Source organism: Brevibacillus laterosporus LMG 15441 (assembly GCF_000219535.2).
Taxonomy (GTDB): Bacteria; Bacillota; Bacilli; order Brevibacillales; family Brevibacillaceae; genus Brevibacillus_B; species Brevibacillus_B halotolerans.
Map to the genome: position 1 here is coordinate 2,547,337 of NZ_CP007806.1, position 19,642 is coordinate 2,566,978.

General features: G+C 40.1%; 1 protein-coding gene. It reads right to left on the reverse strand.

What is annotated here, in order from left to right; translation table 11 throughout:
- Positions 1 to 76: 76 nt before the first annotated feature.
- Positions 77 to 19,540 carry a non-ribosomal peptide synthetase gene (locus BRLA_RS11525; RefSeq protein WP_041752149.1) on the reverse strand — a complete coding sequence of 6,488 codons (19,464 nt, stop codon included), beginning with the start codon at positions 19,538 to 19,540 and terminating at the stop codon, positions 77 to 79.
- Between the last annotated feature and the right edge of the window lie 102 nt (positions 19,541 to 19,642).

A 19,642-nucleotide genomic window follows, 5' to 3' on the forward strand; every position in this document is an offset into this window, starting at 1 on the left:
AGATAGTGATTTCCCCTACAAATTCAAATTCTTTATAGGGGAAATCACGAAAACGAAACTTTCATCGGTACAACATTTACTTCAGGACAAAAATCTCTTGAAGAATACTTTCGAGCATGGAAGCATTTTTAGGAATCTGTTCACCGCTAAGCATTTTCGAATGTTCCCCATGGCCACGATAGTTTATAAATTGCTCAGATGCTTGTGCCCACACTTCCTCATTCCATTTCTCAGCCTCATAGGCCGCTATGTTTTCTGATTCATACTCGGATTGGATAAGATGAATGGGAGCCTTTATCCTGCCTTCATTTACCAATTGGTTGTAAAACATCAGATAGCTGAGCATGTTTTGAATAAAGCTTTGTTTGACAAAATCGTTGGTTACGAACAGCTCAAGATCCTCTCTTGTCATATTAAACATCTCGTTATGAGTTCCTATTTCTGTGAAGAAGGCTTCTATTTCTTTTCTTGCTTCAATAGCTGTTTGCTCGATTTCTTTCTCCTTCCAATAAGAATCAAATAGTATAATGCTTGACACCTGATGTCCTCGGTTTTCCAACTCTTTAGCTACTTCAAAAGCTAAGTTACCGCCAGAGGAATACCCCATCAACGTGTACGGGCCCTCAGAATCAATCTGTATCATGGCATTGATATACTGCTCGATGCGATTCTCGGCCTCTATGAAGTCAAAGCTATACAAAGAAACATCATGGATTTCTTTAGCAAGCTTTTGATAGAAGGTGCTGTGGGCTCCAATCGGTGTAAAGCTAAATACAGATCGAATTGTTTCGTTATTTAATAGAATGGGGTGACCCGCGTTTTGCTCGTACTGCTTATGCAAGATAAATTCTGCCATTTTTTGAATCGTTGGTTGCTGAAATACGAGATGCAAAGGCAACTCTTCCTGCATGTACTCATACACCTTTGATATGAGAAGCATTGCTTTTAAGGAATGTCCCCCGATTTCAAAGAAATGATCGGTGATGCCAATTTGCTCTACTTCTAATACTTCTTGCCAAATAGCGGCCAATTGTTCCTCTATCATGCTGCTAGGAGCAACATATTCTCTTCCTACAACGCCTACATTTTGAGGCATTGGCAATGCTCTCTTATCTACTTTTCCATTAGCAGTAGTCGGTAGATTCATAAGCTGTACGAAATAGGTAGGAACCATATATGCAGGCAGTGCCTTGGAAACAAATTTTCTCAAATCAGCCAGAACAACTTCCGTGTCAGCTACAAAGTATGCACATAAATATTGCTGTGCATGTTGATCCTCTTGAGCAGTGACCACTACCTCTCCAACACCTTGATACTGGAGGATGGTAGATTCAATCTCTCCTATCTCAATGCGGAAACCTCGTACCTTGACTTGCTCATCTACACGGCCAACATACTCTATCGTTCCATCTGGACGCCATTTGGCTAAGTCACCTGTTTTGTACATGCGTTCCCCAGGTACGAATGGATTACGAACGAACTTCTCTTCTGTTAATTCTGGTCGATTTAAATAACCTCTGGCTAGGCCACGTCCTGCTATGCATAGCTCACCTACTACACCGATAGGCTGCAAATGATGCTCGGCATTAACAATATAGACAGCTACATTGGCAAGCGGACGACCAATTGTAATCGGTTGGTCTACTTCAATTGCTCTTTGAATAGTCGTAACTACACTATTCTCGGTAGGTCCATACTCATTGTTAATCTCTATAGCAGGATTTTTTTGTTTAATCTTTTGTACAAGTTGAAAAGATAATTTCTCTCCCCCAAGAGTGACACAACGTAACTTGCTAAGATCCTCTGTTATAGCGCTATCCACAATGGCATTAAATAGACTTGGAACGCCATAGTAATGAGTGATCGATTCAGAAGCAATCAATTTTCGCAGAGCAAATGGATCTTTTGCTTCTTCTTCTCTTGGTAAGATCGAAGTAGCTCCTCCAAGCATGGGGGCAAACAGACTGGCAACAAATCCATCAAAAGCAAATGAGAAGATCTGCAACGCTTTATCCTTTGGAGTAAAGGCATACTCGTCTCTTCTCCATTGCAGGCAGTTCACAATGGACCGATGTTCAATCATAACGCCTTTAGGCTGTCCCGTTGTACCTGAGGTATAGATTACGTAGGCCAGGTCTATTGGTTTGCTAATCGCTTTTACATTCGTCCCGTCGGATACATAATTCTTCTGCACGTCTAAATCCAGCCTCGTTATATTAGCTGATGAGCTATAGCTCAAATGGGACTGTGTCAGCAAGAGAGTTGCACCGCTATCCTGTAAGACATATTCAATCCGGTCAATAGGATAAGCTGGATCAATAGGAACATACGCCGCCCCAGCTTTCAAGATTCCCAATACACCAATAATCATTTCAACGGAACGTTCTGCCATAATCGCTACTAGCTGATTAGCAACGACTCCTTTATTGCGTAATGTACGCGCTAATTGATTGGCTTTTTCATTTAGCTTTTGATATGTTACTTTCTGCTTGTTCCAAATAAGTGCTACTTGATCAGGTGTTTTTCTTACCTGTTCTTCAAAAAGCTGATGAATTGTTGTATCCTGCTGGTCGTTTTTCTCTGTGTTAGTAAACTCTAGTAAAAGTCGGTTTTTCTCTTCATTCGTCAGCATTTCGATAGAAGCTAATTTCACATCAGGATTATCTATGATGGCTCTCATGATCTGGAGGAAATTAGTCAGGAATCGTTCAATCGTTTCCGACTGGTACAATTTCGTGCAATATTCCACACTAATCAGGATTTGGTCACTTTCTTCAGTAGCGATTAAGGTTAGATCGAATTTAGAGTGCTTTGATTTATTGTCTCCTTCATAGCCGACAAATCGTAGCTCGTCTACTTCTATTGCCTCTTCGCCTCTGTTTTGGAGAGTAAACATGGTATCAAACATTGGATTTCTACTTACTTCACGTTGTAGTTTCAGTTTCTCCACTAGCTCTTCAAATGGATAATCCTGATTCTCATAGGCTCGCAATGCATTTCGTTTTACTTCTAATAAAAACTCCCTAAAGGATTTTGATCTAACTGGTTTATTTCGCATGGCCAATGTATTGACAAACATCCCAACAGTGCTCTGTAAATCAACATGCGACCGGCCTGTAACCGGAGTACCCACAATCAGATCCTCTTGACCGGAATATTTGGAAAGCAGCACATTATATGCCGCTAACAAGACCATATAGAGAGTGGTACCTGTATCGGTAGCTATTTTATACAAGCCTTCCATGAGCTCTTTGCCTGTTCCCATTGTGATTAAATTACCTTCAAAGCTTTGTGTAGTAGGTCTTGGAAAATCTGTCGGTAAATTTAACACAGGGATTTCATCTGCAAATGTTTGCACCCAGTGCTCTTCCTGTTTTTTATACATAGCTGTCTGAGACTGTTCATGCTGCCATACAGAAAAGTCCTTATATTGAATCGCAAGCGCTGGTAACATATGCCCCTGATACAATTCGATTAATTCATTGATGATGATCCCAGATGATACTCCATCAGAAATGATGTGATGCGTATCTACCAGTAACAAATAACGATCCAATCGGGTTTGAACAAGCTTGACGCGAAGCAATGGTGCCATATTCAACTGGAATGGTTTAATAAACTCGTCAATGATCTCTTCCAGTTCTTCGTCAACAGCTACCTGATGGGTAATAGCAAAATCAACTGCTGTATGAATTTTCTGTACAGGAGAACCATTCACTAACTCGAAGGATGTGCGTAGGCTCTCATGACGGTTGATTAACCCTTTAAACGCTGTTTCTAGTTTTGCTAAATCGAGTTTTCCTTCCAGCAATATGATAGAAGGCATGTTATAGCTGATATCTACCCCATCAAACTGAGTAAGAATAAACATTCTTCGTTGTGCTGCTGAGACTGGATAGTAGTCTTGCTTTGTAGCAGGTGGGATCGAAATGATCTGCTTCGTGCGCTCTCTTTCTAAGTATTGCGCTATTTCTTCAATCGTTGGTTTTTCAAATAGAATACGTAAAGGAATATCGAGTTGATACTCTTTATGCATGTGAGAAATAACCATCATAGCACGTAGGGAATGACCACCAAGTGCGAAGAAATCATCCTTGCTTCCAACTCGTTCGATGCCTAAAACTTGTTGCCAAACCGTAGCAAGCTGTAATTCCAGTGGTGTTCGAGGAGCCACGTAAGTGCTAGTAAGTAAAGCATGATGTGGATCTGGTAAGGAACGCTTATCAATTTTTCCATTTGCGGTTAATGGCATCGCCTCAAGTGAAATAAACGTAGTAGGAATCATCGCGATCGGTAGCTGAGTTGTTAAATGGGCACGTATTTCCGCTGTACTTACCTCTCTATCTGTGACCATATATGCGCAGAGGAATTTTTCCTTTGCTTGATCTTCCTTCGCTACAACGACTACTTCTCTGAGGCCATCAAGCTTCCGCATTTGTGACTCAATCTCACCAAGCTCGATCCTAACTCCCCTGATCTTTACTTGATGATCGATTCGGCCAAGGAACTCTATATTTCCATCAGGTAACCACTTTGCTACATCTCCTGACCGATATAGCTTCTCTCTAGGTACAAACGGATTCTCCACAAATTTCTCAGCAGTAAGCTCTGGTCGATTTAGATATTCTCGGGCAACCCCCGCTCCTCCAATGCATAATTCCCCTACTACTCCGATTGGTACCAGCCCTCCATTGTGATCCATGATATACATTGTGGTGTTAGGAAGTGGTTTACCAATTGGTGCGGTTCCCACTGAAGGCAGAAGTTCTAACGGTTGTTCAAAATAACTAGAATCGATGCAGGCCTCTGTAACACCATAGCTGTTAATGATTCGAATGGAGTGACCAAATTTACCAAGTAGCGAGCTGTAATCCTCCATTGAGCAGCTATCTGCTCCGATAATTAAGAGTTTCATATGACTGATATCAAGCTTGTGTTCATAAATATATTCCATCAAAGGTACAGCTAGAGCTGGTGTTGATTCAAAAATTGTTATTTGGTATCTATTTAACATGTCATAAAGGGAAGCTGGATCAAATTTTACCTCATTTGGGCATATCACCAATTGTCCGCCATGAAGGAAAGCTCTAGCAAAATCGCCAGCAGATACGTCAAAAGAGAAGCTGGCCATCTGAAGCAACCGAACAGGGAATGTCTCTAGGTGATACTTCTCTCTCCATGCAAATGCTATGTTGATATAACTCTGATGCTCGATTACGACTCCTTTTGGTTTACCCGTTGTCCCAGAAGTATAAATAATGTAAGCCATATGATGTTTTTCAGTGACATTCAGTAAATTAGTATCATCACCTTGGTAATTTTCAGCTTGATCCAAATACAAGATCTCATTTGCAAATGCAAGCTGCTCTGCTAGATTTTGCAAGGTAAGCAACAGCATCGCATTGCTATCCTTGAGCATAAATTCCGTACGATCTTGAGGATAATCCATATCAATTGGGACATAAGCTCCACCTGCTTTTAATACGGCTAACATACCAACGACCATATGCAGCGATCGATCTACCATAATGCCTACAGTCCGCTCGGGCTTAACTCCCTTTTGTCGTAATACGCGTGCTAGTTGGTTTGCTTTCGTATTTAACTCCTGATAGGTTAGCTGTTCATTTTCACAAATAACAGCAAGATTGTTAGGAGTTTTCTCAACCTGCTCCTCGAATAACTGGTGGAACATTTTATTCATTGGATAAGACGCCTTGGTTGCATTGAAGTCAAAAATAATTTGATTTTTTTCTGACTCTGACAATATGCTGATTTCCGAAAGCTGTTTATCTGGATTCGTAACGATAGACTGTAAAATTTGAGTATAGTGGATTGCCCAACGCTCGATGGTATCTTTTCTGAATAATTTGGTGCAATAGCTAAATTGAAGCTGAATGTCATCCTGCATTTCAAAGGCATCCAATGAGATATCAAATTTAGCTATTTCTCCTTTCATTTTATAAGGGATATAGTGGAGTCCATCTAGCTCAAATCCAATTGAGTCTGTTTTACCCAAGCTAAACATAGTGTCAAACACTGGATTTCTACTTAAATCACGTCGGATTTGTAGCTTATCTACAAGGCTTTCAAAGGGATAATCTTGATTTTGGTAAGCCTCTAGTGCATTTTCTTTCACTTGGGCTATAAATTCACGGAATGTTAACTCACTGAATGGTCTGTTTTTCAGGGCTAACGTATTGACAAACATACCCACAATATTTTCTACATCTGCGTGTGATCTACCAGCAATCGGTGTACCAATGACAATCTCTTCTTGACCCGTGTATTTGGACAATAGCACGTTGTAAGCTGCCAACAAAAGCATATACAAGGTTGCTTTCGTCTCATTAGACAAATTCTGCAATTCAGCCATTAGCTGTTTTCCAGTGCCAAAAAGAATATGGTCACCTTCAAAGCTTTGCACGGAAGGTCTCTGGAAATCAGTTTCAAGATTTAGAATTGGCAATTCGCCTGCAAATGTATCGAGCCAAAACGCTTCTTGCTTCTGAATCACTCCAGATTGGAACAGCTCATTTTGCCATACAGCAAAGTCTTTATACTGAATCTTAGAGTCAGGCAGATGCTGTCCATTATACAACTGGGCGAATTCCTTGATGATAATCTGCATAGATACACCGTCAGAAATGATATGATGCATATCCATTAAGAAGAGATGTCGTTTTTCTGATAGACGAACAAGACTTATTCTAAATAATGGAGCTATTTCCAAATCAAATGGTTGAATAAATTCATCCACGATTTGTTCGACTTGATCCTCAGTCGCCTCTTGATAAGCAACGGAAAAGTCTACATGATCATGAATAATCTGAACAGGATCACCATTGATCGTTTTAAAGGATGTCCGCAGTGCCTCATGTCGGTCGACCAAACCTCTCATCGCATAGTCAAAACGCTTGTCATCCAAGCTACCCTCGATGAACAGCACGCCTGGAACGTTATAACTGATACCAGAGCCTTCAAATTGATGAAGGATATACATCCGTTTTTGTGCAGAGGAAACGGGATAAAAATCAGCTTTGACAGCTTGCTGAATGGCTACGTACTTTCCTTTTTCTACGCCAGTAATATAGGCGGCTAGTGCATAAATTGTCGGTGATTCAAAAAGAATTTTTAAAGGTAATTCAGCATGAAACACCTTATGCACAAAGGAAATTACGGTCATAGCTTTTAAGGAATGTCCTCCCAATTCAAAGAAATTGTCCATAACTCCGATCTTGGAGACACCTAATACATTTTTCCAAATCTCAACTAATTTTTCCTCGATCTGATTGCTTGGAGCTACATATTCTACCCCTGCACGTAGGTCACCATCTGGTATCGGTAATGCTCTGCGATCTACCTTTCCATTTCTTGTAAGCGGCATTTTCTCCAGATGGACAAAAAAAGTAGGAACCATATAGGATGGCAGCTCTTGAGCTAGCTCTTCACGCAATTGTGGTATAACAGCAGCATTCTCTGAAACGTAATAGGCACATAATACTTTTTGACCAAGCTTGTCCTCTACTACAGTTATGACAGACTCCTTCACCTTATCTTGTCTAGCAAGAACAGATTCAATCTCACCAATTTCAATTCGGAATCCTCTAATTTTTACCTGTTGATCAATTCGTCCTAAATATTCAATTGTTCCATTAGGCAACCATCTAGCCAAATCGCCTGTCCGATACATTCGCTCTCCTGGAACAAATGGGTTAGATACGAATTTTTCGGCTGTTAACTCAGGCTTGTTCATGTATCCCCTAGCAACGCCTTCTCCTCCTACACATAGCTCTCCTGGAACCCCGATTGGTTGCAGGTGATTATAGTTATCAAGGATATAGGCAGTCGAGTTGCTTATTGGTTTACCAATCGGTATGTTATCGAGGAATTCCTCATCAATTCTAAAGCATGTTGAGAAGGTGGTGTTCTCCGTTGGCCCATAGCCATTCCAAATTACAAGCTGGGGATTGATTTGTTTTACCTTGTTGATGTGTTTAGGCGATAGGACATCTCCCCCGACAATTAAATCTGTAAGACTGGCAAACATGCTCTCATTGTCTTGTGATAATTGATTGAATAACGGCGATGTAAGCCACATCGTTGTTATTTGATTAGCTTGTAGGAAGCCAGCTAATAACGCTGAATCCAACAAGATATCCTTATGAACAAGGTATAAACGCGCTCCATGCAGCAATGCTCCAAAAATTTCGAATGTCATAGCATCAAATCCTATAGCACCTGTTTGAATCATTCGATCTTCTGGTCTCACCTGAACATAATTAGCATGTATTACAAGACGAATTACATTTCGATGTTCGACCATTACACCTTTTGGCTTACCAGTCGAACCAGACGTGTACATGATATAAGCTAAATCACCTGGACGTGTAATATTTAGAAGATTAGTCAGCTTTCCTTGATACAAGCTCTCATCATCTAGTAAAATTATGTCCGCTTCTTCCTGAAGCCGCGAAGCCAGATGACGCAGGGAAAGAACAATGCTAACTTGGCAATCTTCCATCATGTAAGAAATTCGTTCAGATGGATACTCAGGATCAATGCCGAGATAAGCTCCTCCTGCTTTAAGGATTCCCATGATTCCTACAATCATCTCATGTGATCGGTCAGCTAAAAGACCGACAACGTCATTTGCCACAACACCCTTTTGGCGAAGTATACGTGCAATTTGATTAGCCCTATTATTCAATTCTCGATACGTTAATGTATTGCCCTCTGCTACAACAGCTATATGATCTGGATACTTCTCTACTTGCTCCTCGAACCATTGATGAATGGTGAGCATTCTCGGATAGTCTGTTGATGTTTCGTTAAATTCACCAAGAATTTGGTGCTTTTCTTCTTCAGATAACAAACTGACCTCTGACAAGGCTAATTCTGGTTGTTTCGTAATAGTATCGAGTATTTGCAGGAAATGACCAGCCATTCTTTCGATGCTTTCCTTCTTGAACAACCTCGTACTAAATACGAGCGAGAACTGTAAGCCAGATGACTCTTCGTTTGCTTCTAATGTCAAATCGAATTTTGAATAGCCCCTTTGTGTAACATGAGGTGTTATTTGTAGATCATCTAGTACAAACGCTTTTTTCTCCATATTTTGCAAAATAAACATAATGTCAAACAAAGGATTTCGCCCTAAGTCCCTTTGGATTTCTAATTTTTCGACAAGTGATTCAAATGGATAATCCTGATTTTCATAGGCTTCCAACGTATTTTGTTTTACTTCTGTTAAAAATGCTTTGAAAGACTTCTGAGCACTTGGATTGTTTTTCAACGCTAATGTATTTACGAACATACCCATTACTTTTTCTGTATCAGGATGAACTCTACCAGCAATGGGCGAACCTATCACGATTTCTTCTTGACCAGAGTACTTTGAGAGTAGGACATGAAATGCAGCTAACAGTACCATAAACAATGTTGTTGAAGTTTCATTCGCCAGCTTGTATAAATCCTCCGTTACTTTCTTACCGGTATGAAAAATAACTTGGTCCCCATCAAAGCTCTGTACAGTAGGTCTAGAATAATCGGTTGGTAAATGGAGAACAGGGATTTCACCTGCAAATGTGTTTGTCCAGTAGGATTCCTGTTTTTTGATGGCGTCCGACGCGAATAATTCATTTTGCCAAACAGCGAAGTCCTTATATTGAATCTGAAGTTCTGGCAAACTCTCCCTACGATATAGCGTTGCAAATTCCTCAAATAAGATTCCTGCTGATACCCCATCTGAGATAATATGGTGCATATCCATTACGAAAAGATGTTTTTCTTCCTCTAATTTGATGAGCCCAATCCGTAATAAAGGAGCTACTTCAAGATCAAACATTTGAATGAATTCATCTACAAGCTGATCTACTTGATCTATCGAGGCTTCGTTATAGAAAATGGGAAGTTCAACTGACTGATGTACACGTTGCATTGGTTCACCGTTTACAGGGTGGAAGGAGGTTCGCAATGCCTCATGTCGGTTTATTAATTGCTGTAGAGTCTCTTCAAAGCGTAAATAGTCTAGCTTGCCCTCCATGTAAAGCGCATTTGGCATGTTGTAAATGGTTCCTGCTCCATCAAACTGACGAAGGATATACATCCTTTTTTGCGCAGATGACACCGGGTAATACTCTTTTGGCGACACAGCTTGAATAGGGACATACCTACTTTTCGCAGCCTGATCAATGAATGTAGCTAATTGGGCAATTGTAGATTTTTCAAATAACACCTTCAAAGGCAATTCTACGCCACATTCCTTATGCACAAGCGACATCACTGTCATAGCTCTTAATGAATGACCGCCTATATCAAAAAAGCTATCATTCACACCAATTCTCGCAAGTCCCAGCACATTCTGCCAAATCTCTACTAACCTGGATTCAGTTGCATTTCTAGCAGCTACATAGATTGTCCCTAGTATCGGATCACCTTCTGGCTTGGGTAATCCCCTACGATCCATTTTTCCATTTGGAGTTGTAGGGAAAGCCTCTAGCTGCACAAAATAGGTTGGAATCATGTAATCAGGTAATTCCTTTGCTAGATGCGCTCTCAGTTCAGCTAATGTGATCTCCTCTTCTGCTGTAAAGTAGGCTATTAATAACTGTTGCTCGGTTGAATCCTCTGAAACGACAACAACTGCCTCATTGATCAGATCGAATGTCAGAATAGCATTTTCGATTTCGCCAATCTCAATTCGATAGCCCCTAATTTTAACCTGTTCATCCATCCTGCCAATATATTCAATCGTGCCATCTGGTAACCATTTCGCATAATCACCTGTTTTATACATTTGTTCACCTGGCACGAATGGATTAGGCACAAATTTTTCTTCTGTAAGGTCTGGGCGATTTAAATAACCTCTTGCTAAGCCTCGGCCGCCGATGCACAATTCACCGATTACCCCAACTGGCTGTAACAGATGATTGGTACCAAGAATATACACCGCTACATTGGCAATAGGGCAGCCAATTGTAATTGTTTCCCCTACCTCAATTGAGCGCTTAATTGTTGTGATAACACTATTCTCTGTTGGACCATATTCATTATTAATTTCGATTGCAGGATTTATTTGCTGGACCTTTTGTACAAGCTGAGGAGTTATTTTTTCTCCCCCTAGCGAAACGTTACCCAACGAATCTAGATCCCCGGCTGTTGAGCAATCCAGAATGGCATGAAACAAACTAGGCACGCCATGGTAATGCGTTATATTTTCACCTGCTATTACATTTCTAAGAGCAAATGGGTCTTTGGCCTCTTCCTCTCTAGGTAAGACAGAAATCGCTCCTCCCATCATAGGAGGGAACAGACTAGCAACGAATCCATCAAAGGCAAATGAGAAAATCTGCAAAATCTTATCATTAGGGCTAAAATCATACTCCTCTTTTCGATACAGCAAGCAATTGATAACAGACTGGTGTTCTATCATAACTCCTTTTGGTTTGCCTGTCGTACCGGATGTGTAAATGAGATAAGCCAGGTCAGATGCTTGATTTACGTTGAATAGATTCTCGCCACTTCCTACATAAATGTGCTCATCCCCAAGGTCTATCCATTCGATATCAGTTGGGAGTTGTTTCATCAGATGCGATTGAATCAAAAGTATGGAAGCACCGCTATCCTCAAGCAAATATTGGATACGATCTTGTGGATAAGCTGGATCAATAGGCAAATAAGCTGCTCCTGCTTTTAACACCCCATAAATCGCGAAAATCATTTCAAAGGATCGTTCTGCCATGATCCCTACAATTTGATTAGGTTGTACTCCTTTATTTCGCAAAAACATTGCCAGTTGGTTAGCTTTCTCATTTAACTGACGATATGTCAATGTTTGGCCTGCATAACAAAGTGCGATATGGTCAGGTGTTCGTTCTACCTGTTCTTCAAAGAAGCTCTGAATTGTTCCTGTAGGATATGACACGTGATTATCATTAAAATCAACAAGTACCTGTTGTTGTTCTTCTAATGAAAGCATATTGATTTCAGATAAAGTGACCTCTGGATTCTCAGTTACTGCTCGTATAATTTGTAAGAAATGAGACGCCATACGTTCAATGGTTTCCCTCTTGAAGAGCTTAGAGCAATATTCGAGGCAGAATACGATTTCCCTATTCTCTTCTGTTGCTTCTAAAGTGAGATCGAATTTTGCTTGGGTAACATCTGTAATATAGGGATGGAAAGTTAACTTATCAATCTCAAAGATCTTTTTGTCCGTATTTTGTAAAATGAAAAGCGTGTCAAATAATGGGTTTCGACCCAATTCACGATGTACATCCAATTTTTCGACTAACACCTCAAATGGGTAGTCCTGATTTTCATAGGCCTGTAAGGTATTATGCTTTACTTCCTCGATAAATTCTCTAAACGTTTTTGTTCCAACCGGATAATTTCGTAAAGCCAAAGTATTTACAAACATTCCTACTATTTGATCTACATCAGCATGAGTTCTGCCGGCAATAGGCGAACCAACAATAATATCCTCTTGACCAGAATACCTAGAAAGGAAGATGTTATAGGCTGCTAATAAGACCATGTACAGAGTTGTCCCTGTCTCATTTGCAACTCGATATAAATCCTGCATCAGGTTCGTGTCTGTACCAAAAATAAATCGATCCCCCTCAAAGCTTTTCACAAGCGGACGAGGAAAATCAGTCGACAAATTCAGAAGAGGGACTTCTCCTGCAAAAGTAGTAAGCCAATACGTCTCCTGTTTATTTAATACACCTGTTTCAAACCATTCATTCTGCCAAGCAGCAAAATCCTTATACTGCAAACGAAGCTCCGTCAATTCCTCTCCTTGGTATAGTTGAACAAATTCCTTGATAAAAATTCCTAAGGAAACACCGTCCGCTATAATATGATGCATATCTACTAAGAAAAGATGACGTTCTTCTGTTAATTTAACTAGTTCAGCACGTAATAGCGGTGCAAGTGAAAGTTCGAATGGCTGCATAAAGTTTGTAATCAGGGTATCTAGTTGATCTTCAGTTGATGACGAGTAAGACATGGAAAAGTCGATCTCTTCATGTATACGTTGAACAATTTCACCATTAACGGAGTGGAAGGAAGTTCGTAGCGATTCATGCCGTTGAACGAGTGCCTTCATTGCTAGCTCAAGCCGTTGTACATCCAGTTTCCCGTCAATATACATTACACCTGGCATATTATAGCTAAGATCAGCTCCGGCTAACTGACGAAGGATATACATTCTCTTTTGGGCCGAAGATACAGGATAATATTCTTGCAGCGGAGCCGGTTGAATATCCACATAATCGCTTTTTTCAGCTTGGGAAATGTATGTAGCCAATGTAGCAATTGTCGGATTTTCAAAAATTGTTTTAAACGGTACCTCTATCTGAAATGCCTTGTTTAATTTAGAAATCATGCTCATTGCTTTTAACGAATGTCCGCCTAATGCAAAAAAGTTATCTTCTACCCCAAATTTGGTAACAGAAAGGACTTCACCCCAAATGTCACTTATTTTCATTTCTATATGATTTCTCGGAGCTACGAATTCTGCGCCTGTAATAATGGTTCCTGTAGGCTTCGGAAGAGCTTTGCGGTCTACCTTGCCATTTGGTGTAAGTGGAATTTTATCCATGCGAACAAAATAAGAAGGAATCATATAGGTGGGTAACATGCTACCCACATGCTCTCGCAAATTAGATACTGTAATTTCTTGTTCAGAAACAAAGTAAGCATATAGTGAGTGAGACTCTTCTTCTTGCACAGCAATAACAACTGCCTCTTTGATGAATGTATGCTGTAATAATTGTTTTTCAATTTCACCCAGCTCAATGCGATACCCGGCAATTTTAACTTGCTGATCTGCTCTTCCTACAAATTCTATATTTCCATTTGAGAAATATCTCGCAAGATCACCTGTACGATACATAATCGTCCCGGGGTTAAATGGATTTGAAACAAATTTTTCATCTGTTAAACTAGGCTGGTTCAAATATCCTTTAGATACACCTTCACCACTAATACATAGCTCTCCAACAATGCCAGGCGGGACTATCTGAGATCTTCCGTCAAGAATGTATACCTGTGTATTAGCAATTGGACTACCTATAAACGGTCGATTTGCAAATTCCTTACAATTACCTGCATGCAATATAGAAGTGATGCACCCAATGGTTGTCTCTGTTGGACCATAGTGATTCATTATCTGTGCAGAAGGGTATTGATCAACATATGCCATCACATCGGTCACTCGAATTGGCTCTCCCCCCATTACAATCAAACGTAGGGAATCGCAATCTTTTGTCTTCATGAATGACTCGCTTTGAACGACTACACTAAAAAGAGAAGGAGTCAATTTAACATAAGTGATCTGATTTTCACTGATATACGATAGTAAGCGTTCGGTATTGATATATTCATCCTTTGTTAATAAATGTAATTGACTGCCTGACAAAAGAGCAGAGAAAATCCCTGTATAGCCTAAGTCAAATGCGTAGGAAGATACGAGCACTGTCTTGTCTTGCCATGTTACATTAGCCTGACGCGAAAATGCGAAAACATAGTTTATTACGTTACGATGAGTAATTTGCACTCCTTTTGGCATTCCGGTCGTACCGGATGTGTAGATTACATAAGCCAAATCCTCTGAACTCACCTTCGTTGTAGCAGGTAGCTGTAGCTCATGATCCAGCATCGCTTTATCCAGCGCAAGGGTGCTTACTGATGCTGGAAGAGCATTTGACAAATCGGTCAATGTTACAACAACGTCTACCTTGCTGTCTTCTAGCATATAAGTAATTCTCTCTATTGGAGCATCCGGATCGATTGGTAGGTAAGCTCCACCTGCTCTCCAAATCCCCATGATCCCAACCATCATTTCTAACGATGGAGGAGTCATAATTCCAACGATCTTATTGGGACGTACCCCTTTTGCCTGTAATAGAGCTGCAACATGGTTTGCCTTTTCATGTAGGTCCTGATAAGTCAGTTTATCGTTTCCGAACACGACAGCATTTTGTACAGGGTATTTCTTTACGCATGCTTTAAACAAATCATACATCGTTATATCACGTGGAGGATCTGCTTTTATTCTAGATGTTCTTGTCAGGAGGTCAGCTTGTTCTTCTTTTGTTAATAAAGGAATTTCGGCTAGCTTGATCCCGATATTTTCCGTAAAGACACGCATGATCATTCGGAAATGCTTGGCGAACTGCTCAATGGTCTCGCGCTTAAATAACGCTGTGCTGTATTGTAATTTACAATGAATTTCTCCGTCTGCCTCGGAAGCGAAGAGCGTCATATCTACTTTCGAAATGGAATGGACAAAATCATATGGTGTGATTCTTAATTGATCTAGCTCCAATGTGGTTTGGTCCATGTTTTGTAGGACAAGCATCGTATCAAATAACGGATTTCGACTAAAATCACGAGGTACATCTAATTTATCTACTAAGGCTTCAAATGGATAATCTTGATGCTCGAATGCACCCAATGTCATTTGCTTCACTTCAGCAATGAACTCGTCTACTGTCTTACCTGCCTCAGGATAGGTTCGCATCGCTAGCGTATTAATGAAGCTTCCCATCATTCGTTCAACATCAGCATGTCTTCGTCCAGCGATGGGTGAACCAATAACGATTTCTTCCTGTCCCGCATATTTGGATAAAAGAACACTATAAGCCGACAACAACACCATATACAGGGTAGCTCCTGATCTTGCTGCTATTTCATAGAGCCCTGAAGTCAACTGTTTTGAAATAACAAAGTCAACCCCATCCCCTTCAAAGTTCTGGGTAGCGGGTCTGGGTGAATCCGTAGGTAGCTGAAGTACCGGTATTTCACCTTTTAATGTGTTGATCCAATAGTTTTCTTGCTTTACAAACATCTCGGATCGGAACAGCTCATTTTGCCAAACTGCAAAATCCTTATAATGGATACGTAGCTCAGGCAAGCTCTCACCACGATAGAGCTTCATAAACTCCTCGATAAATACAGAAATAGATACTCCATCGGATACGATATGGTGGATATCTAACAGGAAGAGATGCTTTTGCTCTTCTAATGTAAGTAAGCCGACTCGAAGCAATGGTGCCATTGATAAATCAAATGGTTGAATAAAATCGCTAATAATTTGCTCTATTTGATCTGCCTTTGAATTCATTCTCATGATTTCTACTTGCACAGATGGATGTACCTTTTGTGAAGGTTCACCTTCTATCGAATGAAAGGAAGTGCGTAACGCTTCATGCCGGTCTACTATGCTTTGCATTGCATATTCAAAGCGTTGTATATCTAAATTCCCTTCCATGATGAGCGCACCTGGCATGTTATAGCTAACGCTCTCCTCATTAAGCTGATGAAGAATAAACATTCTCTTTTGAGCAGAGGAGACCGGATAATACTCCTGCAATGCCGCTGGTTCTATTGCTGAGTACATTCCGCTTTCTGTGTTAGCTATATAATGAGAAAGGGCAGCAATCGTAGGTGTATCAAATAATACTTTTAAAGGTAAATCAACATGGAATGCTTTCGAGATTTGAGAAATAACCGTCATTGCCTTCAGAGAATGTCCGCCTAACTCAAAAAAGTTATCTAAAACACTAATGTTATCTACGTTTAATATTCCCTTCCAGATCGTTACCAATTGGTCTTCGATAAGGTTGCGTGGTGCTACAAATTCAACTCCTGTACGGATTGAGCCATCAGGTTTTGGCAATTTTTTTCTCTCCACTTTACCATTGGCTGTTAAAGGGATTTCTTCCAGTCGAATAAAGTAAGAAGGGATCATATAAGATGGCAAAGTACTTCCTATATGTTCGCGCAGTTCAGATACAGACAGTTCAGCATCAGAGACAATGTAAGCATAGAGAACATTCTGCGCTGATTCATCTTTTTCGACAATGACGACAGCTTCTTTGATCATTTCATGCTGGACTAATTTTGCTTCAATTTCTCCCATCTCTATGCGATGACCCCGTATTTTTACCTGATGATCCACTCTTCCCATATATTCCATATTGCCATCTGGCAACCATCTCGCAAGGTCCCCGGTTCGATACATTCTCTCTTGGGGTTTAAAGGGATTTTCTATAAATTTTTCTGTAGTCAATTCAGCTCGATGTAAATAGCCTCTAGCAACACCATCACCAGCAATGTATATTTCTCCAATCGAACCAACTGGCACTGGCTGTAAGGCTGTGTCTAATAAGTAGATCTCTACATTGTCTGCTGGGACCCCGATTGGTACAGAATCTTGAAAGGTATGATTTGGATCAAATGTATAGAGCATGCAACCTACTACTGTTTCCGTAGGCCCATATTCATTCATAATTTGTACAGTTCCACCAAAATTGCGAGCTATTTTGCTAGCAAGCTGTGTTTGTAAATTTTCGCCTCCCACTATAAATCTCCTGATGTTACTATTCGTACCATCGAATTCTTCTATTAGTTTTAGATGTGTAGGGGTTAATTTTATGATTCCAACTTTATTATCTCTGAGGATGTCTTGAATAACCTGTACCTTATCTTCTCCTCCATAAATATAGATCGTATTGCCAGAAACTAATGGGGTAAAAATAGATGTGACGGTCAAATCAAACGAAATGGACGAGTAAAGCGGAAAATGAATGATTTCATTTTGTACATACACTTTTTTAGCCCACCAAATATAATTGACAAGCCCTTGATGAGTGATCATTGCTCCCTTCGGATTTCCAGTCGAGCCTGAGGTATAAATGATATAGGCCAGATCGTTCACGCTGCTTTTATTAATCAGATTAGCAGTACTTCCCTGATACAGCTCTTGATTGTCTAGATAGAGGCTCTCTATATTGTGGTCAACAATTTTATTGGAAAACGTTTGTTGGGTTAGCAATAAAGTGCTTTGACTATCCACTAGCAAATACCGAATTCGATCTTCTGGATAATCTGGATCAATCGGCAAATAAGCAGCTCCAGATTTTAAAATAGCGAGTATCCCTACAACTAATTCCAAGGAGTGCTCTGCCATGATGGAAACAACGCTACTAGCAGTAACCCCTCTCTCTCTTAGAACATGCGCGAGTTGATTGGCGGATTCGTTTACTTCCTGATAAGTTAGCTGTTTTTCTCGACATACGGCTGCTACTTGATGTGGCGTTTTAACAACCTGCTCCTCGAATAGCTCATAGATTGTTTTTGTTTTTGGATAGTCAGAAGCTGTGTTATTATACTCTACTACTAGCTGTTGTTTTTCCTGTTCTGTTAGAATTGTTATATCCTTGAGGAGTATATCAGGGGTGTTTATGACCTGTGCCACAATGTTTTGAAGATGATCTTGCATTCTAGTAATAAAAGCTGAGTCATAAACATTAGCATTATAGCTGAATTTAATCATCATCTCGTACCAAGGTGCTACCGCTACCACTACGTTTAAGTCATAGGTGGTTTGTTCTTCTCCATTATCAATACGGATACGAAATCCCAAGGCTTCCTCCAAAGAATCCATGTTGTTGTCTGGGTAATTTTCGAACGTAACCAGATGGTCAATTAGCTCTTGTTTTACCAATGACTGACTTTGTATCTCATATAAAGGAGCATAGTCATACTTCGTAGATTGAATTGCATTTTCTCGTGCCTTGTTTATTACTTCTTGAAAAGACAGCAAGGGGTTGACAGATAATCGAGTCGGAATGGTATTGATGAACAGGCCTACCATATTTTCAATGCCTTGGATTCCAGGAGGCCTACCTGAGACGACTGAACCAAATACAACATCTTCCGTATTTTTATATTTACTTACCAAAACGCTCCAAACGGCATGGAATACATTGCTTAACGTTGCCTGATTACGGTTCGCGATCTGTTGAAGATTTTTGGTTGTTTCCTGATCTAACGTAAAAAGTGTCTCCTTTAGCTCATAGCTTCTCTGACCAGTCTGAGGCTTGTTTTTAGGAAATTCCGTATGCAGTTCATAACCTTCCAAATACTGATTCCAATACTTTAGTGCCTCTTCTTTATTTTGCTTCTCTAGCCATTTTATATATTCGCTGTAAGGCTTAGACACTTCACGTGGAATTGATTTATTTGCCTTCAAGACAGCATAATAGCTAAGAAGCTTATGAATAAGAATTCCTAATCCCCAACCATCTATGATGATATGATGAAAAGCCCAAACAAATTGATAGCTGTGATCACCGGTTTTAAAAATGGCGGCCCTCATTAGCACGTCCTTCGTTACATGAAAGCCTTGGTCTTTCCCTTTGTTTTTATAAGTTTCAATATATTCTTTTTGTTCATCATCTGCAAAACGCGTGATATCCTCAAAATATACCTGCATTTTTCTCTCTTTAAACACTACTTGTCTAGCACGTTGTAAATTTTGATATACAAATGCTGTCCGGAGAACCTCATAGTTTTCGATTAGCTTATTCATGCTTTGTTGAAACAATGGAAGATCGAAATCACCCTGAATCGTGGCGGTCATCTGGAGATAATAGGCACTTGTTTGTTCATCCAAAATAGAATGAAATAACATGCCCTCTTGGAGCGGAGTTAATGGATACACTTTTGCAATATTATCTTGTTTTTTCATATTGGCACCTCAGCTATGTGATATGAAAAGAGAAAAATGTTGTTCCTCCAACGAAACTATAGCCTGTGATCCTCTATTGGAGGAACAATCGCATGAATCATG

Excerpts from the sequence above, each read along its gene's own strand:
- BRLA_RS11525 (WP_041752149.1), bottom strand. The coding sequence starts at position 19,540 with ATGAAAAAACAAGATAATATTGCAAAAGTGTATCCATTAACTCCGCTC.